The organism is Paracerasibacillus soli (assembly GCF_042432965.1).
In the GTDB taxonomy this organism is placed as follows: domain Bacteria; phylum Bacillota; class Bacilli; order Bacillales; family Amphibacillaceae; genus Paracerasibacillus; species Paracerasibacillus soli.
In genome coordinates this window covers 409,689-430,496 of record NZ_JBHLWL010000022.1, presented here as the reverse complement: position 1 = coordinate 430,496, position 20,808 = coordinate 409,689, and the positions used below count along the sequence as shown (strand labels likewise).

The following is a 20,808-nucleotide window of genomic DNA, read 5'->3' as shown; positions in this document are numbered from 1 at the left end:
TATGAATATGATCAATATCGTGGTTCCATTCAACTAATGTGATATTATATTTTTCACTCAACGACACAAATTTATCTTTAGCATAGTCTGAAATAGTATCTTCTATTACTTTCCTTCGATACTTTACGACTAACACAAGATGGTAATACATCGAGAACACCGAGTGGTTATTACTGTCCAACTCCATTATAATATCAACTCCAACACTTTATATGACTGATTATACCATATTGAGCAAAGAGGCAAAAGAAAAAGACTTTGGGCTGTCACCCAACCGAAATTCATCTCCCACTTACCGTTGGGCTACGCCCTTCACACGATTGAAGAGGGAGACTTCTTTCGGAAGTACGTTAAAAACAATATATTTGAACAGTTTCTGAATCAATGGAATAATCATACATAATCATAACATTTTTGCAAAGGGGATGTATGATTTGAAATTAACTTCATGTAAATCGATGGACCAACGGATTAAACTGATGAAAGAAACGGTGCATGTCTTCTCATCTCGTGCTTACCAACATGATAAACAAGCAAGTTTTCCTTTTGAAAACATGAAAGATCTCATTGCCATTGAATATACAGGGCTAACTATTCCACAACAATATGGTGGGATGGGAATCTCTTTATATGAAATGTTAAAACATCAAGAAATTATAGCAAAAGCAGATGGTTCTACTGCCCTATCTATTGGTTGGCATATGGGGATTATGAAAAATCTTGGTGAAAACAATATATGGGGGGATAAAAAATATCGCCAACTTGCAAATCTCGTATTAAATAACGGGGCTCTCATCAACAATTCTGCTACCGAACCTGCTACCGGAAGTCCTACTCGTGGAGGTAAGCCTGAAACAACTGCTAAAAAAACGAACAATGGTTGGAAGATAAACGGCCGTAAAACATTTACAACGATGGCTCCTATGCTTACCCACTTCAACGTTAGTGCTACAATTGAGGATACAGGTGAAGTTGGAGACTTTTTAATTCAACATTATTTACCTGGTGTAATAGTAGAAGAAACGTGGGATGCAATCGCAATGCGCGCAACAGGTAGTCACGATTTAATCTTAAAAGACGTTGTCATCGCGGAAAGTGATTTTGTTAATAAACGAACACCAGGTAAGAAATCACCCCAAGGATGGTTACTGCATATACCAGCCTGCTATTTAGGCATTGCAAAAGCGGCCCAAGAAGTTGCCGTTAACTTTGCGAAATCCTATTCACCGAATAGCATTAATACTACGATATCGGAAATTCCTACAGTCAAACAAAAACTTGGTGAAATAGAATTAAAACTTGTAAAATGCACGCATTTTCTTTATAGTGTTGCAAATAAATGGGATAAAAGCAATTCGCTAATTCGTGAAACGATGCAACCTGAACTTGGTGCGGTAAAATACGAAGTCGTGAATGAAGCGATTCATGTAATCGATTTAGCAATGCGTATAGTTGGAGCAAGAAGTTTATCTGAAAAGAATCCATTGCAACGATATTATCGAGATGTTCGCGCTGGATTACACAATCCACCTATGGATGATATGACACTCATGCAATTAGCTAATCAGTCGTTACAGCGAATAAAGACAGAGTAATATGGATCAACGACGTCTGTCCTTGAACAAAACAAAAAGGTCTGCCCCAAATTACTATGGGGGTCAGACCCTTCTTTACAACGTCCTTTTATTAACCTTTTATTCGTGCTGCAATATCAATTAAACGTTTCACTTGTACATCAACTGCAGGTTTCACATCGTTTACCATGTTACCTTCTCCATCAACAGTCACACTCGCACCATATGGATTTCCACCTGTTGTAAATAATACTGGATCTGAGTAACCTGGCGCTGCAATAATAGCACCCCAGTGCATAAGTGAAGTATAAAGAGATAATATGCTTGCCTCTTGCCCACCGTGATTATTTTGTGCAGATGACATGGCACTTACTACTTTATTAACTAGCGCACCTTTTGCCCAAAGTCCACCTTGCATATCAAGGTATTGTTTCATTTGAGATGCAATTCCACCGAAACGTGTCGCAACACTAAATAGAATTGCATCAGCCCATTCTAAATCTTCAGATGTTGCTTCAGGAATCACATCTTTAGTTGCATCCCAATGCGCTTTCCATGCTGGATTTGAAGCAATTGCAGCCTCAGGTGCTAGTTCAGGTGCACGCAATACACGTACTTCAGCACCAGCAGCTTTACCAGCTTCTTCTGCCCATTTTGCCATTTGATAATTCGTACCTGTTGAACTGTAATAAACTACAGCTAATTTTACATTTGCCATATTGTTCTATCTCCTTTAAGTTTTTTAGTTACATTCTTAAGTTAATATGTTCAGTATTCACTAATACTAAACATAAATAACCTTTAAATCATATATTACGAATTCGAGATACTTTTGTAAAAAAATATGCTCACGATGTAGCATAAGTTTTCTATAAATTTTTAGCATAATAGCCCAGTTTTTTTAATTCCTCTATCACAAATTGCTTTTCTTCCATATTAAGGCCACCCATGATTTGACGGATTGCCTCTTTATGCTTCGGAAAAATCTCATCCATTAAATTTATTCCAATAGTAGTAATTGAGGCAAATGTTACACGTCGATCATTCGGACATGCTATACGAGCAAGATAACCTTTCTTTTCAAGTTTATCTACGACATACGTGATACTACTACTCGCTAGCAATACTTTTTCACCGATTTTTTGTATTGGTTGATCGCCTTTATGATATAGTAATTCTAGTACAGCGAATTCCGTTAAGTTAAGGCCATGCCCTTTTATATCTTGCATCACCTTTTCCTCAACACTTTGTAGCGCGCGTGTTAAAACCACAAATAGCTTCAAAGATAAATTTCCATCTTCTGTGCAAAATTCTGGAGTCTCCATTACATTCATCCTTTATCTCGAATTCGAGATAATTATATAATATTTATTTATGAGCTGTCAAGTGTTCATGATGCGTGCAATATGATAAAAGGTATTTCCATCCAAACTAATATCTCATTTCTACTTAATAGCCTTTCATTATCTAACACTGATTGTACCATAGGCCTGCGTTACCGCCATCTCACTGTACTATTACCTTTGCACTCCTATAGATCAAGATACTTCTTCTTTCGCGAAGCTGCTTAAAGTAACTTCCCCTTCTTTCTTATCTACTCTAAAATTTCTAATGTATGATATAAAACAACGTACACAATATATATCATATAATCTATACATATATATATGGAATTAATGCTAGCATATCGATCTGGCTCTCTATACACTTTCAACATTGACTTACAGCTTTTTTTTATGCTATCGTTTAACGTATAAAAAATGTTATAAAGGAGTCCTATCCAATGTAAAAATCCTCGCAAAATAATACACATACCATTTCAAAATAAAAAGGGGATTTTCTGATGAGTATAAATGAAGAAGTATCTAAACGCAAAACCTTTGCAATCATTTCCCACCCTGATGCTGGGAAAACGACGATGACCGAAAGATTACTTGTTTTCGGAAACTTAATCCGTTCTGCAGGTACAGTGAAAGGAAAAAAATCTGGAAAATTCGCTACATCAGATTGGATGGAAATTGAAAAACAACGTGGTATTTCCGTCACATCAAGTGTAATGAATTTTTCATACAATGGTTACCATGTAAATATTCTAGATACGCCTGGACACGAAGATTTTAGTGAAGATACGTATCGAACGTTAACTGCTGTTGACAGTGTTGTTATGATTATTGATTCAACACGTGGTATTGAAGCACAAACACTTAAATTATTTAAAGTATGCCGTATGCGTGGTATTCCAATCTTTACGTTTATTAACAAATTAGATCGTGAAGGTCGGGAACCATTAGACCTATTAGAGGAAATTGAGGAAGTATTAGAAATTGAAACGTATCCAATGACGTGGCCCGCAGGTATGGGAAAAAGATTTTTAGGCGTCTTTGATCGCCAACACCAGCAATTCATTAAATTTAATGGAAATGAGGAAGAAACAAGTATTGATTTAGATAAAATGGCGTTACCTGAGAATGAAACGCTATTCAACGAATCCACCTATCAATCAGCACTTGATGAGCTTTCCCTTGTAGAAGAAGCTGGCGACGAATTTTCTTTAGATAAAGTACTAGCTGGAGAACAAACACCTGTCTTTTTCGGTAGTGCATTGGCGCCATTTGGTTTAGAAACATTTTTTAATGCCTTTATTTCAATGGCCCCAGGACCTGGTCCAAGAAAAACAACAGAAGGAATTGTATCACCTGACACAGAAAGTTTTTCGGGCTTTATCTTTAAAATCCAAGCAAACATGAATCCAGCCCACCGTGACCGTATTGCTTTCTTGCGTATTTGTTCGGGTAAATTTGAACGTGGGATGAGTGTGCAACTTGTTCGAACAGGTAAAACAGTTAAATTGTCCCAGTCACAACAATTTATTGCATCATCAAGAGACACCGTTGATGTTGCATATCCAGGTGATATTATCGGGATATATGACCCAAATCAATATCAAATTGGTGATACACTTGTTGATGGAAAAGAGCGGTTTGAATATGATGAATTGCCACAGTTCCCACCTGAATTATTTGAAAAAGTAACCGTTAAAAATGCAATGAAATCAAAGCAGTTTCATAAAGGCATCGAGCAACTCGTCCAAGAAGGTGCAATTCAATTATATCGCCGTGACCAGACAGAAGAATATATCTTAGGTGCTGTTGGAGTATTACAGTATGAAGTATTCCAATATCGGATGAAAAACGAATATAATGTAGATATTATGCTAGAACCAATTGGCGATAGAATTCCTCGCTGGTTAAAAGAAGAGCAAGTGAAACGCTCTCTATTTGATGATCGAAGCCTTTTAGTAAAAGACAGAGCTGGCAATTATGTTGCACTATTTAAAAATGAATTTGCTTTAAATTGGTTTAAAGAGAAAAACCCAAAAATTGAGCTCATTGATCTATTTGACACGAATCAGTTTCAACAGCTGAATTCATAACACTTAAGGCTACCTAGCTTATAAGTTAACAAAATTACTAAAAAATACACAATAAAAAAGCAGAAGCAAATTTGGCTCTACGTCAAATGACGTTAGTATTGAATTTTAGTCAATTCAAAAAATGTATTTGGTCATCACACGCTAGGGAAGTTATACTGCCCTAGCGTGTGATTTGTTTTTATCAGATGTGTTTGGTGTTTTGATTAATGGTTTCAACTTGAAATGTATTCTTATTCGATTTTTGTAATGATTAAAATTCCGATAGCCATATGCGACCCGATTAAGTACCTTGATCTTATTAGTTGTCCGGAATGAAAAGTGACCGACTCATGTGGGACAACGGTATGTACGCGCCATTTAATATTCATACTCAAACAACTACTTTTGGCCCATGAAATTAATTCGTGTAAACAAGAAAACGACGCTGGCGAGATTTGACTACCAACGTCATTTATTGTACAACCGCAAATTTATGGATTCAGTACTATAAATTGCATGCTGCTTTTTTTATTATAATCTATTCATTTTAAATCAAAAAACTCCCTCAGTACGTTTTGAAACTTTTCCTGTTCCTCAATGTTAGGTGCATGTCCAGACTGTTCAAATAACATAAATTGTGCACCCGGAATATGATTGGCAATCTCTTTTCCATCTTCTGGAGGGTTTAAACCATCATATTGGCCACTAATCACGAGTGTTTCAGCTTTTACTTTATGTAAATCAGGCCTAAAATCAAATGTTGCTAAGGCATCCGCCGCAATTTCTTGTTGTTCTGGCGTGAGGCGTCCAGGAATACCAGACATCCATGGGCCTATCTTATCTAATTGATGAAATACATAGGCTGACAACTTACCTAGTTGTTCATCAAACGCTAAGCCTTCCACTTCTTCTTTATGTTTTTCAAGTAAGCTCGTTCCTGAATCTTTCGCATGCGTATTACCCGAAATGAGTACCATCTTTTTAATTCTTTCTGGGATTTGTATTGCCACACCTTGTGCAACATACGTCCCCATCGACATACCAATTAAATGAGCTCTTTCAATATGTAAATAATCCATCAGTGAAATAACATCCTGGATATGGTCCTCCAATGTGTAATGGTTTGGCTTCTCAGATTCACCATGCCCTCTTGCATCTACACCAATCACACGATAATGATGCTTTAATACATACATTTCTTGTTTCAACATATGATGATTACTTGTTAGCCCATGAAGAAAAATAATTGCTTCCCCACGTCCTTCTTCCATATAAAAAAGCTCTACACCATTCACAGTTACTTTCGTCATAGACAATCCTCCCCAAATTGTTTGTCCTTTTTTAATCGTATCATATTTTTTATAAAATTCGAGTTAATAATATGAATACTATGCAAAATAAAAGACTTCCACATTAGAAGTCTTATTAATTATCTATTTTAAATTCCAAAACGTAACTTGATTGTGGTGCCTCATTTATAAATAAACATGGTTTTTCTGTTGTTATCATCACAAGTTCATGCATCGCACGGGTGCATGCAGTGTAAAAAAGATTTCTATCTGTTTCATTATAATAGTTTTTTTCAGAAGCATCCGGAATAATAACCGCATCAAATTCGATTCCTTTCGCTAAATAAACAGGTAAGATTAAAATCCCTTTGTCAAACTGATACGTTTCCTCGTGAATCATTTTAACTGGTAATTGTCCCTTTAAATTATGATAGAGCTTTGCTGTTTGTGCAGCAGATTTACTGATGACTCCAATTGTTTCATATCCTTGTTCTAGCAATTTCTTCGTTACATTAACAATTGTAAGATCTACCGGGTCACACTTCTCTAATTTAATGAGTTGCGGTTTCTTTCCTTCGCGGTGAAACGGCTCGATAATTTCACTACTTGGAGCAAATGTCTTCGTAAACGTTACGATTTCTGTCGTTGAACGATAACTTTTTGTTAATGTAACTCGCTCCACACTTTCACGATTTTCAGAGATTAATGGATGATTTTTCGTTGCATAATGGTAAATTGTCTGATTCATGTCGCCTAACAATGTCATTTGTGTATATGGAAATAAATATTTAATATAAGCAAATTGAAAGGCAGAGTAGTCTTGTGCCTCATCAATAAACAAATGTTTGATTTCCCCTTTTACATGATTTCCTAATAGTTGGTCCTGCAAATATAAAAACGGTGTGGCGTCTTCCCATGTTAAGACACCATTCGCCAAACTCGTCATTGTGAGCTGGCAAATATCTTCCCAATCTTGCAATGCTACCGGAGTTACAGTTTGCTCTTTAAACAGGGCAAAATATGTGGCCAAAATATTTACGAATGCAAACCGCTTCACCTTTCTTTTCATTGGTCCGAAATATCGTTTCACAACTTCTTTTCGTAATAACTGTTCTTCTAAGCCAAAATTCTCTTCATCAATAGCTTGATTTTTATAATATGCTTGTAAATAATCTTCCTTATCTAACAACTCGACTTCTTCCATTACCCAATCTTTCTCTCGTTCATCTCTTTCAATATTTTCTAATTCTGTAACAAGCCATTTTGCTACAATTTCCATCTTATTTGGAAGAATCATATCTTCATCTAAGGAGTAAAAATAAGAAGTTATTTTTTCTTTAGAAACAAGTATTTGCTTACGGAACGTGATATTTCTAAAATATACTCCTGTTTCTGCCAACTTATTTACATATCGATCAAGCAAATCTTTATAAGATAGGGTTGATTTATATGCAATACTATTCATACGAACTTCATAATCTTGGTCCGTTTGTTTTGTTAATACATACTCCATTTGCTGAAAAGGTGATTCAACTGTTAATTTCTTTTCAATACTATCTTTTAAAAAATGATAAAAGGTTTTTTGCCTAATATTTTCTTCTCCTAATTCTGGTAATACATTCGCAATATACCCTGAAAACAGTGGATTTGGAGAAAAGAGCAACATATTTTGAGCATTTAACGTTTCACGATAACGATACATGAGAAAGGCAACGCGTTGTAATACTGCAGATGTTTTTCCGCTACCAGCTGCACCCTGAACAAGCATCAAGTTACTCTTTTCGTTACGGATAATTTTATTTTGCTCACTTTGAATCGTTGCAACAATACTTTTCATCATTGCACTCGCATTATTTCCCAACGCTTCTTGTAAAAGTCGATCTCCTATCGTAACACCCGTATCAAACATTCCATCTATATGTCCGTTATCGATAATAAATTGGCGTTTTAATGTCATTTCTCCTGTTATCTTTCCATCAACGGTTTCATAAGTAGCTTTCCCAGGAGAATAATCATAATAAAGACTTGATATAGGTGCACGCCAATCATATATTAAAAAGTCTTCATCTTTTTCATCCATTAATGAAGCGATACCAATATACAATTTATCCTTTTCTGCCGTTTCGTCATCAACAAAATCAATTCTTCCAAAGTATGGGGAACTTTCTAGATCCTCCAATAATTTTAATTCCCGATAATGCTGCCTATGTGTACGCTCTCGTTCAGATAATAATTCCGCCTGCTGTTTTAAACTAGCTTCGGTTTCGATGATATCGTCTGGTTCATCTAAATTAACAGTTACATCTTCCCAAAACGTTTTTCTAAGTTCGATAACACTATCACGTAACGCTGTAGACGAATCATATAATTTTTGTTGTTTTTTATGTATAATATCGATTACTTGATCTACCCGTTCTTGTTCTATTAACCGATTTCTTTCTTCGTTTGTCATAAATAAAAAATCACTCCTATCTTTTAGTTGACACACCTAAAAATAGTTGATATAATATAATTAGATACTTGTATATATATTGATATATTATATCGTTTAACTTATAAATAATAACATAATCACTTATAAATAGCAACCGAACTTTTGATTAAAAGGGCAGGGTGCTTTTTTTATTTTGTATCAAAAACAATTATTTAATATAAACTGTGATATAAATCATTACGATTAGCTAGATAAAGCGTATACTTGATTTAACAATAATACGCGATGAGGTAACATAAATGAGCATATGGTTTTTATTTAATTTATTATTATTGCTTTTATCTATTTGGAAACTATTAATCAGACATCCATTTTCAATTTCTTATTGGCCTTTATTGTTAGGTTTTATTAGTTTATTATTCTTTTTATTTAACTGGACAAGGCATGCTGTATTTTCAACCATACGAAATACACCCGTTCGACAAAAGAAAATAAAATGGGCTAACTTATCAAAAAAAGTGATGCCAATTCATCGTTGGACAGGTACGATAGCTTTATTTTTCGTTATCATCCATGGCGTATCCATCATTTCCCGCTACGGGATTCCTATTCAATGGTCAAAGTTTACTGTCGGTCTATGTGCGGGTATTTTAATGATAAGTATGGTAATAACAGGTTGGTTACGCCTTTATTGGCCTACAAGAACAAAGAGAATGCTTCACCTATATATTGGGATGACACTATTTATTATTATTTTTCTACATATTTTATTATAGATATTAAAAGCAGTTCATAGTACATCGCCTACTTTATAAATATTTTATAGCTTGAATAGAAAGCATAAGTGCGTTAGGCTGGCTCGCAAAATATGTAGAGATATCATCTTTTTTTTAATTTTTGTCTTATCATAAGCGTAAGTAGAGAAATGATTGTTGCTCCTATCATTTCGTTTTGCTTATTATAAACAACCTTTTCCAGTATATTCCTAGTTTACTTTGTCATTACGTTTGATACCATCTTGGAATAATCCGCGTAAAATTATCGTGATCCTTTAGGACATTCATCGCATACATCATCATTTTTTCTTGCATCCCCCTCTTCGTGCCCCAAACAAGCGATGATACAAGGTGTATGACACTATATAACGTATATAGTTCCCAAAAGTCGGTACTTAATTTCGTATGCAAATGATACCCATCAACAATTCCTTGTGTAAACGGAATACTAATCGGACTAGAGAAAAACCCAAGTTTGTGCAAGTCATGTATAGGATCACCCCAGTCCATTCGCTGAAAATCAATAATTCCCGCAAACTTTCCGTTTTCTATAATAATGTTAGCTGGATGAAAATCGTCATGTTGAAATGTTGTCGGTCTCCTTTTCATTAATGATTCGTTTTTTATAAAATAATCTAAGCATAACGTTTTCAACTTTTTATCAATTTTAAGCTGCTCCAACTCTTGAAAATATCGTTTTGTCTTCTCTTTTTTATGCGAATACCAATCTAAATTCACATTCGGATCTTTATATTGATGCAATTTGTATAATTCATTACCAGCTCGAAAACCTGCATCATATTGTGCGTTTTTTGTTAAACTACTTAACGCACTCTCCCCGTCTTCACCTGCAAAGTAAGAAAGAACCATGTAAGAAAAGTCTTCTTCCATTTGATAAGTAATTGCTTTGGGCACATATTCCGAGTAATTCCCTAATTGTTTAATCGTATTAAATTCCTCACGTCTTCTACGCTCACTCTCATTTTTAAAAATTCTAATGAGGAATTTTTCATCAATTATGTATTTAATATCACTTGAATAACCCTTTTTAATTTGCTTTACGTTTTCAGATTCTAACACAAGCGGAATTTTCTTCAACCAAGTCTCCATCTAGCATTTTCACCTACCCAAGTAATATTTTCATCATTATTAATCAACATCATCTTATGGCGTTATCTATTTTTCCGTACAGGGTTCTCATTCTCAACGGACCATAATTAACATTACTTAGTTGATGCAATATTGCATACTTTAGGTTCTTCTCCCACCATTTATAGAAGTCTTTCTAAACTCATTTCCGTTCCACCTCCCCATTTTCAAAACTTACTACACTTCCTTTTTACCTAATATATTTAAAAATGCAATTCCAAATGACATACCTAATGGAAGGGCCAAATTATAAATATGCATACTTTCCTTTCTTAATAATTTTATCGCGATGAGCGCAATAGATAATCCGAAAAACCAGATAAAAAATGTTCGAAATCTTTGTCTTACAACAGACTTTGGTTGTTTACGTACGCTTAGGATAACTAAAATAATGGAATAGAGCGCAAACCCAACTAAGAAGCATCCATATCCTACCAGCGCTACTGTAGCTAGTGGATGGTAGATATTGCGAAATACAATCAACATGACAATTGCTGACCAAATAATCGCTATCGTAAGAATTACCTTATTTGACTTTTTCATTAACCTGCCAACTTTCTTTTAATTTTTATATCATTTCATCTATTTTTTACTATATATGTACGTTATAAAAAAACCAACTATAATCATGAGTGTTGCCAGTAATCCACCTTCCAGTCCGAAAGTACCACCTGTTAAAAAGTCATGGCTACTGTTTAACTTCACATCATACAGTCCATACGGCTCTGTTCCGCTCACTGCAAACCCAAAAACGGAGCCTTGAAAGTAATTCCATGTAATATGATAGCCAATTGGCATCCACAAACTATTTGACTTATCAAACATATATGCAAACAATAACCCAACTAAAAAGATATTCAGCAATCCCAATATAGAAACGTTCGGGTTTGCACCATGAGCACCACTAAAAATGAGAGCAGAGACAATATAAATTACCCATTTATGATTTCCGGTTTGTCGCATCGTTTGCATCACATAACCACGGAAAAATAATTCTTCTGCAAAGCCAACGATAATAAAAAATAGTAAGTATGTCATTGTAAACGTTGAGAAGTGGGGGGTTATTAAATCATTTTCTAATGTAATCTGCTTCGTTATAAGTAGGATCATAAAAATAAACGTAATTGATAATCCCCCTAATATGAGTCCAAATCCAAACTTCTTAAATCCCTTTCCAAAGCCTAACTCAATTATCTTTTTCTTATTTAAAAACCTCCAAGCAACAATGACACTAACAATTGTCCCTAAGACTGCTCCACCATTCACAAAGAGGTTATACCAAGGGTGGCCTTCCAACATCTGATATAGTTCACTCTGATCATGGACAACAACCTCTTTCAAAAAGAAATATATCCCTGGATATGAAAATAAACCATTCAAAATCACCATGAGAATAAAAGCTACAAAAATGAACCATCCTGAACGAATTTGGTTATTTTTATTTTTGAACATGAACCTCACCCCTAATTTTCGTTTTCATATTATGTTCACCACGATAAGTATGATATATATAACTATTAACACTCTTCAGTAATGAATGTTTTCTATTATATGTGATTTTAATAAAAAGATAAATAACTAAATAGCTTAATGTCATTTTATTTTGAGTAGATTTATTAATATCGTGCATAGAATTGTTTCATTTCTCCTTTTTGTTCTGCTGAAGCTTCCGTCATACTTTTCATTGGTTTCTATCTGCATTCTTCTTATTTGCATGTTTTACATTCGAAACCAAACGCAAGTGGTAAGATTTTTTGATTATAAAAAACAAAAAACCTAGCAGCAATATCACTACTAGGTTTTTCACATCATTGATTTTATTGATAGCCCCAAATCATCGTTAGCAATGTACCTAGAATCGTTACAATTGCGACAAATAAGGCGTATAGAACATTTGTATAAATTGATGCTTTATCTTCTGATTCACCAGCATGCATAAACATGACAAGTTGAATACTTGCTTGCATAAATGCGGTGATAAGAAGAATGACAACACCCGTCTTTGGTGATACATCAAACAATAAGACGGATAAGGCAACAGCGGTTAGTACAAGTGAAAAAATAAACCCCATCACATGTTTTACGGGAAATAATTGTTTCAATTCCATTTTACATCATTCCTTTCAAATAAACGAAACTGAATATGAAAATCCAGACAACGTCTAGAAAGTGCCAGTACAACGAAAAGATAAATGATTTATTTGTTGTCTCAGCTGTGAGGCCACGATTTTTTACCTGGAATAGAATCATAAGTCCCCAGAAGAAACCTAATGTAACGTGAATACCGTGTGTACCAAGTAATGTTAGTAAACCAGATGTAAATGCACTAACTGTTAAACCTGCACCAATTTCCACATAATGCGTGAACTCAAATATTTCTACTCCTAAAAAGCCTAGTCCTAACAAAAGCGTAATAACTAGGAAACCCATCATCGCTTTTTTGTTATTTAAACGCATTGCATTGATAGCTAGTCCAATTGTAAAGCTACTCGTTAACAGAACAATCGTTTCAATCAATACAGGAGTAAGTTCAAAAATATCATGACCAGACGGGCCATTACCTGTCCGGTTAACTAATGTAAAATACGTTGCAAATAATGTAGCAAATAATGCAATCTCAGCTCCAAGGAAAATCCAAAAGCCAAAGATTTTCAAGCGGTTTTGTTCTGTGCTATATTCACTTGGCAGTGAGTGGTCCATTTTCATGTGAAAGCACCTCGCATTTCTTTTCAGTCTCCATAATTTCTTCGACAGAAATATGATACCCGTGATCCTTTTCAAAGGAACGGTATGCCATACATGCAAATATTCCTAAAGCAGAAATAATTGCTGGAATCCACATACCAAATACCATACTAAATCCGAACACGAAGAAAATAACACTCATGATAAACGGCAATCCACTATTTGATGGCATATGAATCGGTTCATATTTACCTCTGAATAATTCTTTACCTTCTTCTTTTGCATCCCAGAAAGCTTGTGTCGATTCAACTGTTGGTGTAATCGCAAAATTATAAGCCGGCACTGGACTATGTGTTGCCCATTCAAGTGAGCGTGCATTCCATGGATCTTCAGTCACGTGTCTTGGTGCATAACGTGTACTCCAATAAATGTTATAAACAATTAAGGCAAATCCAATTGCCATACCAATTGCACCGATAAAGGATAGGAAGTTTAACGGTCCAAAACCAGTTGACTCAGAGTACGTATACATTCTTCTTGCTTGACCATTTAATCCTGTTATAAACATTGGGAAGAATGTGACGTTGAAACTAATTGCAATAAACCAGAATGACCATTTTCCAATTTTTTCACTTAAACTAAAGCCAAAGATTTTTGGCCACCAATACGTAAATCCAGCTAACACTGCAAAAACAGTACCCGGAATTAATACATAGTGGAAGTGAGCAACTAGGAACATTGTATTATGGTATTGGTAATCGGCACTTGCCATCGCAAGCATAACACCTGTTACCCCACCAATTAAGAAGATTGGAATAAATGCCATTGCCCATAGCATTGGTACCTTAAATTCAATTTTCCCTTTATATAATGTCAGCAACCAGTTAAACATTTTCACCCCTGTTGGAACGGCAATCGCCATCGTTGTCACAGAGAAAATACCATTTACCATGACACCATGTCCCATTGTATAGAAATGGTGTGCCCAAACTAGGAATGATAATGCCGAAATGGCAACCATACTGTAAACCATTGACTTATATCCATACAAATTACGTCGTGCAAACGTTGAAATAATTTCACTATAGATACCGAATGCTGGAAGTACTACGATATATACTTCTGGATGTCCCCAAACCCAAAATAGGTTTGCCCAAAGCATGTCCATTCCACCATTTGCCATCGTGAAAAATTGTGTTCCAAACAAACGGTCCATCGTCATTAGTGCAAGTGCTACTGTTAATACAGGAAAGGCAAAAACAATAATGACATTTGTAATAAGGATGGACCATGTAAACATAGGCATCTTCATTAATTTCATACCAGGTGCACGCATTTTTAATATTGTCGTAATAAAGTTAATACCGGTCATCAATGTACCAATACCTGCAATCTGAATTGCAATAGCATAGTAGTTCATCCCGACACTTGTACTAAAATCATTACTTGCAAGTGGGAAATATGCTGTCCAACCTGCATCAGGTGAACCCCCAACTACAAACGAAATGTTAAACAACATCGCCCCAAAGAAGAACAACCAAAAGCTAAGTGCATTTAATCGTGGAAATGCAACATCACGAGCACCAATTTGTAATGGGATAACGACGTTCATTAATCCAATAACAAATGGCATTGCCATAAATAAAATCATCACAACACCGTGTGTTGTAAAAATCTCATTGTAATGTTGTCCATCTAATAAACCATTTGCAGGCATGGATGTTTGTGCCCGCATGAGCAACGCATCTGCTCCACCCCTAAATAACATAAGTAATGCAGATAAAATATACATAATACCAATTTTTTTATGATCAACGGTTGTTAGCCATTCTTTCCAGAGATAACCCCACTTTTTAAAGTAAGTTACTCCAGCAACGATTGCGATACATACAACGACAATCGCGATTTGTGACATAACAATCATCGGTTCGCTATGAGGTACTGCAAATCTTGAAAAGTATTCCTTCATGTTGTAACTCCTTTTTTTGCTATGACATTACTTTTCTTTCATTCGTTCTATCACGATAACTAAATGTACAAACAATGTTATTCATTCATTTTCATATGATGGTGTCCAGCATGTTCCCCTTCAGGCGCTGGTAAGAATGTTAAATGTGTCCCATTATATGTTTTACGACCAACATGTCCATCTTTTAATAATCCATTAAAGTCTTTTTCCGTCAAATTATCTGCTGTTTGTTTCACATCTGTTACCCAACTATCAAAGTCTTTTTGTGGCATTGCCAATGTTTCAAACTCCATTTCAGCAAAACCAGCTCCACTAAAATTAGCATTTCGTCCAAAATAAGAACCTGGTGTATCTGCTAGTAAATGTAACGTATTCACCATGTCACTCATTGCATATTTTTGACCCGCAAGTTGCGGAATCCATAAACTCGTAATAGGTCCATAAGAATATAGTCGGAATTCTATCGGTCTATTAACCGGAATGTTAACGTAATTTACAGTTTCAATATTTTGTTCTGGATAACTAAAATGCCATTTCCAGTTTGAAGATGCCGCATAAATAATGAGCGGTTCCTGATCCTCATAACCCTTTGGTGTTGCTTCAACTTCACTTGTTGATTTAATCGTAACAACTGATAAGAAAGCAACGATAAGTATCGGTATAATAATCCAGATTGTTTCTAATACCTTACTACCTTCAATATGTGGTGGTTTATAATCCTTAGTCGCTTTTGAAGCACGATACTTCGTCAGCATAAATATATACAGTGAAACAACTGTTATCACGATAAAGGCCATCGTCCACATGGAAATCTTAATAACGTTGGCCTGATTTTCAGCTACTGGCCCTTTTGGATCTAATACTTTTAGATCACAACCTGTTAACATTGTGACAATAGTAATAACTAAGCCTAGTACAATCCATTTCTTCTTCATAATTATCCCCTTTCTATTTAGTTGTCTTCAGTATGTGAACCACTTTAACATGAGATTCAATTCTTCTAACCTGAACGAATGATAAGTAGATCAAAAGACTTTTTGAAACTATGTAATTTTATTCCTATTTTTTTACATTTTCCATTTCAAAACTAATATGTCACAAAATCTTCAATTGTTTTTATACATTTTGTGACAAAAGTCACAGACAAAATTTTCCGAAAGGATGTAAGTGAATTTTTATATTAATATAAAATAGCACGCATTCACCCCTCACTACTTTATGCCCAGCCCTATTTACCCTTGCCATAAAGCCCTCTTTTCACTTAATATGTCCATTAAGATATAAAAGTAATATCATTTTTAAATGTAATATGACATAAAAATAAAACAGGCTTCTATATCCAACTATTTATTTTGCTGCGACTTGCGTTACAATACACGTATATTCATAGATAAATCTTATCAAACTAGCACATGGTTGATATTGATAACAGCAAATAAAAATAAGTAGACAACTTGTCATGATAGAGAGGAGTGACATATTGATTTGCTCAAGATGTAAGACTGAAAACTCCCACGATGGATTTTACTGCGCACAATGTGGATACCCTTTAGAAAAGACGATTGAAAGTAATATTCACACACAAGATGATTCGGGAAACAGTGCGGAAATAAAAGATAAAGAATTATTTGTACATCAGTTTGAAGAGGATGTACGTTTATTTGTAGGAAAAAAGGCAGACCTATATGAAATAAAATGGGAAAAGGCATCGAAAAAAAATGGGCTATCTTTTAACTTTGCTGCATTTTTCTTCTCTTTATTTTGGTTAGGTTATCGAAAAATGTATAAACCAATCATTTTTATTTTATTAGGATTTCTCGGCATCGATATTTTATTATACTTTCTCGGTTACGAGTACAGTATGGACCTTCGCGCAGACCCCATTGATTATGCCATTCAAATTGGGGTATCTGTTCTTTTAGGATTATACGGAAATGCTTTATATGAAAAGCGTGTACAACAACAAGTAAAATTGATTCGACACATGAAGCCGAATCAGATAGATCGCGAGACACTATATAAAGAAAATGGCGGAACTAGTTGGCTAGGTATTATATTCTCTGCTGTACTCATTTTTCTCGTTTATGGCATACCTTCTTACTTTTTGCCAATACATATTAATTCCATTGACACAATTAAATATTCTCATTTTGAAGACTCACCAGAAATTACGATTGAAGAACTATTTGATTATATTTTTACCACTGGTAGTTGGGAATACACAAACAAAAATCAAGATACCGATCATGTAGATTTTCATGGTATGATGCATGTTGATAACGAGAAACATGATGTGTTGATTTCATTTTATAATGATCGTCATTTAGATACATTAGAAGTTACAACGATTTATATAAACGGAGAAGAACTTTATGAAGAAGATGCAAATGATTTTTTGGATTATTTATTTTATCTGTACAGCGATATGTCCCCATAGAATGAAGGATTCTTTGGGGATATTTCATTTGTTCTCCCTCCACTTCCCCAAGGGTATATTATCCCATGAAAAAAGTCCGATGTTTTTTTAAAAATTTCATGTCATAATAACCTATGGAATTACATCATTGGGAAGGATGATTTATTTGAAAAAGGCTAATAAAATTCTTGGTTTGTTGCTTCTTTCTGTTATTCTAGTGCTTTCAGCCTGTAGTAAAGATGCTAGTAAAGAAAAAGAAGAACCAAAGGATGCGGATAAACAGATTGAAGAAAATCAGGTTGACAAGGATGACGATAAAGAAGTAGTGGAAGAAGATGAAAATGAAGACACGGAATCAGAAACGACGAAAGATGCTTCAGACAATGAAATTATGAATCCAGAAATCGCCTCCGAAACAGATGGTGATGTCGAAGTTATCTTTACAAACAATGATCCGGATTATTACAATGATTTAGACGGTCTCGAAGTAACTATACATAAATATCAACTAGTAAAAGTAACTGACATGAATCAAAGTCAAGACATCCAGTTTAATGAGGACTTAGAAGGCTATGCTGTAACTGCTGATGTAACTGTAAAAAATACACGTAACAAAGATGTCCATTATAATTATGGTATGCGTATACAAATGGAAGACAAATTTGATTATCTTCCCTCAACAGCCCATAAATATATTCCAGAAGAAAAAAAATTGACATTTGATACAGAGAAAACAAATATGTTTTTAGCTGGTACAGAAAAAAACTTCTTTTTAACTTTTGTCATGACAAATGAACAGTATGAAAAGTTACAAAAGAATGATCCGAAGTTCATCATTGAAGCTGGAGCATCGGAGAATGAAGACTACACAAATTCATTTGGCTCAGAGGCGGTATTTGACTTTGCAATTAGTAAAGATCAAGCTGAAAAAGCAGCCAGTGCACCAACATTTTATCAAGATAAATTAACGACTGATAATATTGCCAAAAAGGAACTCATCTTTGAAGACCTAGAAATAAATAAAACAGAAGAATTATATGATTATAAGCTAACAGTAGAAGGCGTTCAATATACAGAAATCACGCCAAATGAATCTAGTAAAGACAGATTCCGTAATTTTGGGGATGATGAACTGGTCGCGCTAAGCGTAAAGCTAAGTGTTGATAACCAATCCGATGAAATGGTTTATAATGATAGCTATAGTGCTACTCTGTTTGTAGATGATGGTGATGCTAGGATTCTCTCACAAGGAATGTTAGGCGCATATGATGAGAGAAAACTAGAACCTGGTAATAAAGGTGAACATATTCTTGTCTATATCATGCAAAAAAAATACTTTGATATCTATGAAAAGTTTGAAATTGAATTTGGACCTTTCCTTGGAGAAGACGGCTATGTTTTCAAAGAAAAACGAATGAATTTTGAATTACCTAGTAAATAAAGAATGAATAGAACCCCTCACCTTTATCGTGCAGGGGTTCTTTGCTTTCACCAAACCGCCAGCTCTCTATTTATACCTCATCATAGAAATGAATATGCGGTTTTGTTTCACGATAATAAGCTAGACGGTCTTCTAATGTCCCTGTATGAAACTCAAACTTATGACCATCTGGATCGGTAAAATAAATAGACTTTTTATCACGGGGATTTCTTTTTCTACCAGGTAATATATTTACTTTTGATAAAACTAACTTCTCATATACTTTTTCAAAATCTTCCTCTCTGATTGAAAAAGCGAGGTGCGTATATGACTCCCAAATCTCACGACGCGGTATATCCTTTTCTTCATTCAAAGCAAGCCAATATCCATTTACATCAAAATAAGCAGTCTTTTTCCCTTTCAATAATAATGTAGCCCCAAATACTTTTTCATAAAACGTAATAGATTGTTCTAAATCAGATACAGAAAACAACAAATGATTCAATCCTTTTATCAACTTAGCTCCCCCTCATCGTCATTTTCAAAACCTTTTTTATGATGATATTGAAGTTTCAAAAGTAGATTGTATGTATGGAACTGAATTAAAACCTGTTACTTCACGATTGTGATATACAAATTGATGATCGTATACCATATCTTCTTGGAATATTCGTTGTAGATAATAATGTAGGTTAGCTATACCAACATTCTCTTCATGGACAATCCAAGCGAAATCTTTCCAATCCAAAATCCCTTCACGTGTTGACCTTGGTGTAGGAAATTCGTAATGGTCAATATCCGCAACAAAAACATACATTCCACCTATTCTCTTGTTATCTACTATCCAGGAAACAACACCTTTAAATTTCACATCTAGTGCATGTATGCCAGTTTCCTCTTCAACTTCTCTTATAACACAATCCATTGGAGACTCACCTGCTTCTATTTTTCCACCAACACCGTTCCAAGTTCCCATCCAAGGTGATTTTTGTCTATTTAACAGGAGTATCTCATGCCCTTTTCGAATAAAACATATGGTATATTTAATATTTACTTCCATGTCGTTACATAACCTTTCTCATTTAAAAAATACATGCTTATTTCCACACTTGTTTCAATATATCCAACTATTTGCTCTAACGTAAATACCTGTAATGAATTCTGTGAAATATCCCCATCATTATCCCAATGCGATCTTACTTGCGTTAGAAGTCGTTTCACCTGCTCAGCTGACACTTCTTCCAAATCAGGTATTTTCCTATTTTCTACATCTTCAAATATCCTTAAATCTACTTTATAATGATTGATTAACTTGCCATTCAAAAGCTGAAAATCATGATGATACCGATGAAAAAGTTCTTTATCATGCTCCATACGGTTCTTCAACCAAGGCAAATAGAATCCTTTTAACCACAGATCATCGGAAATGAGATGTATGTAGTAGCCTAAAATATAATCGATATCCTTGTAAGTACCGTACTTTTTATAAAAAGTTTCTGCTGCAATATTTCTTGAGTAATTTTCATGGTCCCCCTCATAAAAATGGGATAACACCTTCGACTGTCCATGCACTGCGTCCGGTGCTATTCCACCGAGTAATAGAGCTTTTTTATCCCTATTCGGTAATTTTCCCGCAACTTTATTTGCAATAATAACATGCATCATCCATGAACCCATTTAATTC

At 34.8% G+C, this 20,808-nt stretch carries 20 protein-coding genes and 1 pseudogene; 5 read left to right on the top strand and 16 right to left on the bottom strand.

Annotation, left to right across the window (positions count from 1 at the left end; all coding sequences use genetic code 11):
* A partial coding sequence (tnpA, locus tag ACFFIS_RS08750) for an IS200/IS605 family transposase (RefSeq protein ID WP_390187021.1) occupies window positions 1-187 on the bottom strand: 187 nt, incomplete at its 3' end.
* Window positions 188-434: 247 nt separating this feature from the next.
* Here tnpA and ACFFIS_RS08745 point away from each other — a divergent pair.
* On the top strand, window positions 435-1,595 hold the full coding sequence (locus ACFFIS_RS08745) for an acyl-CoA dehydrogenase family protein (RefSeq protein WP_390187019.1): 1,161 nt from the start codon (window positions 435-437) through the stop codon (window positions 1,593-1,595).
* A 91-nt stretch (window positions 1,596-1,686) separates the two neighbouring features.
* On the opposite strand, the gene wrbA is transcribed toward ACFFIS_RS08745, so the two are convergent.
* Together wrbA and ACFFIS_RS08735 are read right to left on the bottom strand one after the other, a co-directional pair.
* Window positions 1,687-2,292 carry an NAD(P)H:quinone oxidoreductase gene (wrbA, locus tag ACFFIS_RS08740; RefSeq protein ID WP_320378758.1) on the bottom strand — a complete coding sequence of 202 codons (606 nt, stop codon included), beginning with the start codon at window positions 2,290-2,292 and terminating at the stop codon, window positions 1,687-1,689.
* A 151-nt stretch (window positions 2,293-2,443) separates the two neighbouring features.
* Window positions 2,444-2,899 carry a MarR family winged helix-turn-helix transcriptional regulator gene (locus ACFFIS_RS08735; RefSeq protein WP_320378757.1) on the bottom strand — a complete coding sequence of 152 codons (456 nt, stop codon included), beginning with the start codon at window positions 2,897-2,899 and terminating at the stop codon, window positions 2,444-2,446.
* Between the two features lie 518 nt (window positions 2,900-3,417).
* Here ACFFIS_RS08735 and ACFFIS_RS08730 point away from each other — a divergent pair.
* Window positions 3,418-5,007: a peptide chain release factor 3 gene (locus ACFFIS_RS08730; protein ID WP_390187016.1), complete on the top strand. Its 1,590-nt coding sequence runs from the start codon at window positions 3,418-3,420 to the stop codon at window positions 5,005-5,007.
* A gap of 150 nt (window positions 5,008-5,157) precedes the next feature.
* Here ACFFIS_RS08730 and ACFFIS_RS08725 read toward each other — a convergent pair.
* The 3 genes and pseudogenes from ACFFIS_RS08725 to helD all read right to left on the bottom strand — a co-directional run.
* Window positions 5,158-5,307 (bottom strand): annotated as a pseudogene (locus tag ACFFIS_RS08725) (transposase); the annotation flags it as partial.
* 221 nt (window positions 5,308-5,528) lie between these two features.
* Window positions 5,529-6,296 carry an alpha/beta fold hydrolase gene (locus tag ACFFIS_RS08720; RefSeq protein WP_320378756.1) on the bottom strand — a complete coding sequence of 256 codons (768 nt, stop codon included), beginning with the start codon at window positions 6,294-6,296 and terminating at the stop codon, window positions 5,529-5,531.
* Window positions 6,297-6,411: 115 nt separating this feature from the next.
* Entirely contained in the window at window positions 6,412-8,727 is a 2,316-nt protein-coding gene (helD, locus tag ACFFIS_RS08715) for an RNA polymerase recycling motor HelD (protein WP_390187014.1), read from the bottom strand.
* Between the two features lie 281 nt (window positions 8,728-9,008).
* On the opposite strand from helD, the gene ACFFIS_RS08710 reads away from it, so the two are divergent.
* Window positions 9,009-9,485 carry a hypothetical protein gene (locus tag ACFFIS_RS08710; protein ID WP_320378754.1) on the top strand — a complete coding sequence of 159 codons (477 nt, stop codon included), beginning with the start codon at window positions 9,009-9,011 and terminating at the stop codon, window positions 9,483-9,485.
* A gap of 225 nt (window positions 9,486-9,710) precedes the next feature.
* On the opposite strand, the gene ACFFIS_RS08705 is transcribed toward ACFFIS_RS08710, so the two are convergent.
* From ACFFIS_RS08705 to qoxA, 7 genes are all read right to left on the bottom strand, one after another.
* Window positions 9,711-10,595: an aminoglycoside phosphotransferase family protein gene (locus tag ACFFIS_RS08705; RefSeq protein ID WP_390187013.1), complete on the bottom strand. Its 885-nt coding sequence runs from the start codon at window positions 10,593-10,595 to the stop codon at window positions 9,711-9,713.
* A 216-nt stretch (window positions 10,596-10,811) separates the two neighbouring features.
* A complete protein-coding gene (locus tag ACFFIS_RS08700; protein WP_320378751.1) occupies window positions 10,812-11,177 on the bottom strand; it encodes a hypothetical protein in 366 nt (121 codons plus the stop codon).
* 39 nt (window positions 11,178-11,216) lie between these two features.
* Window positions 11,217-12,086, bottom strand: coding sequence for a CPBP family intramembrane glutamic endopeptidase (locus ACFFIS_RS08695; RefSeq protein ID WP_390187012.1), 870 nt, complete (start codon window positions 12,084-12,086; stop codon window positions 11,217-11,219).
* A 365-nt stretch (window positions 12,087-12,451) separates the two neighbouring features.
* Window positions 12,452-12,736 carry a cytochrome aa3 quinol oxidase subunit IV gene (qoxD, locus tag ACFFIS_RS08690; protein ID WP_320379772.1) on the bottom strand — a complete coding sequence of 95 codons (285 nt, stop codon included), beginning with the start codon at window positions 12,734-12,736 and terminating at the stop codon, window positions 12,452-12,454.
* Window positions 12,737-12,743: 7 nt separating this feature from the next.
* A complete protein-coding gene (qoxC, locus tag ACFFIS_RS08685) occupies window positions 12,744-13,340 on the bottom strand; it encodes a cytochrome aa3 quinol oxidase subunit III (RefSeq protein ID WP_390187011.1) in 597 nt (198 codons plus the stop codon).
* On the bottom strand, window positions 13,312-15,288 hold the full coding sequence (gene qoxB, locus ACFFIS_RS08680) for a cytochrome aa3 quinol oxidase subunit I (RefSeq protein WP_320378749.1): 1,977 nt from the start codon (window positions 15,286-15,288) through the stop codon (window positions 13,312-13,314). Before qoxB ends, qoxC begins: the two co-directional genes overlap by 29 nt.
* A 77-nt stretch (window positions 15,289-15,365) precedes the next feature.
* Entirely contained in the window at window positions 15,366-16,223 is an 858-nt protein-coding gene (gene qoxA / locus ACFFIS_RS08675; RefSeq protein ID WP_390187010.1) for a cytochrome aa3 quinol oxidase subunit II, read from the bottom strand.
* Between the two features lie 545 nt (window positions 16,224-16,768).
* Between qoxA and ACFFIS_RS08670 the strand changes: the two genes are divergently transcribed.
* Complete coding sequence (locus ACFFIS_RS08670; protein WP_390187009.1) at window positions 16,769-17,725, top strand: DUF2628 domain-containing protein; 957 nt, start codon at window positions 16,769-16,771, stop codon at window positions 17,723-17,725.
* A gap of 145 nt (window positions 17,726-17,870) precedes the next feature.
* Window positions 17,871-19,145: a DUF5068 domain-containing protein gene (locus tag ACFFIS_RS08665; protein ID WP_390187007.1), complete on the top strand. Its 1,275-nt coding sequence runs from the start codon at window positions 17,871-17,873 to the stop codon at window positions 19,143-19,145.
* Window positions 19,146-19,215: 70 nt separating this feature from the next.
* Here the strand turns inward: ACFFIS_RS08665 and fosB are convergent, their stop codons facing one another.
* From fosB to ACFFIS_RS08650, 3 genes are read right to left on the bottom strand one after another with little or no spacing between them, the layout of a single operon-like run.
* Window positions 19,216-19,641 (bottom strand): metallothiol transferase FosB, encoded by a 426-nt coding sequence (fosB, locus tag ACFFIS_RS08660; RefSeq protein ID WP_320378744.1) that lies wholly within the window; start codon window positions 19,639-19,641, stop codon window positions 19,216-19,218.
* Window positions 19,642-19,677: 36 nt separating this feature from the next.
* A complete protein-coding gene (locus ACFFIS_RS08655) occupies window positions 19,678-20,184 on the bottom strand; it encodes an NUDIX hydrolase (protein WP_320378743.1) in 507 nt (168 codons plus the stop codon).
* Complete coding sequence (locus tag ACFFIS_RS08650; protein ID WP_390187006.1) at window positions 20,175-20,801, bottom strand: hydrolase; 627 nt, start codon at window positions 20,799-20,801, stop codon at window positions 20,175-20,177. Before ACFFIS_RS08650 ends, ACFFIS_RS08655 begins: the two co-directional genes overlap by 10 nt.
* Window positions 20,802-20,808 lie beyond the last annotated feature (7 nt).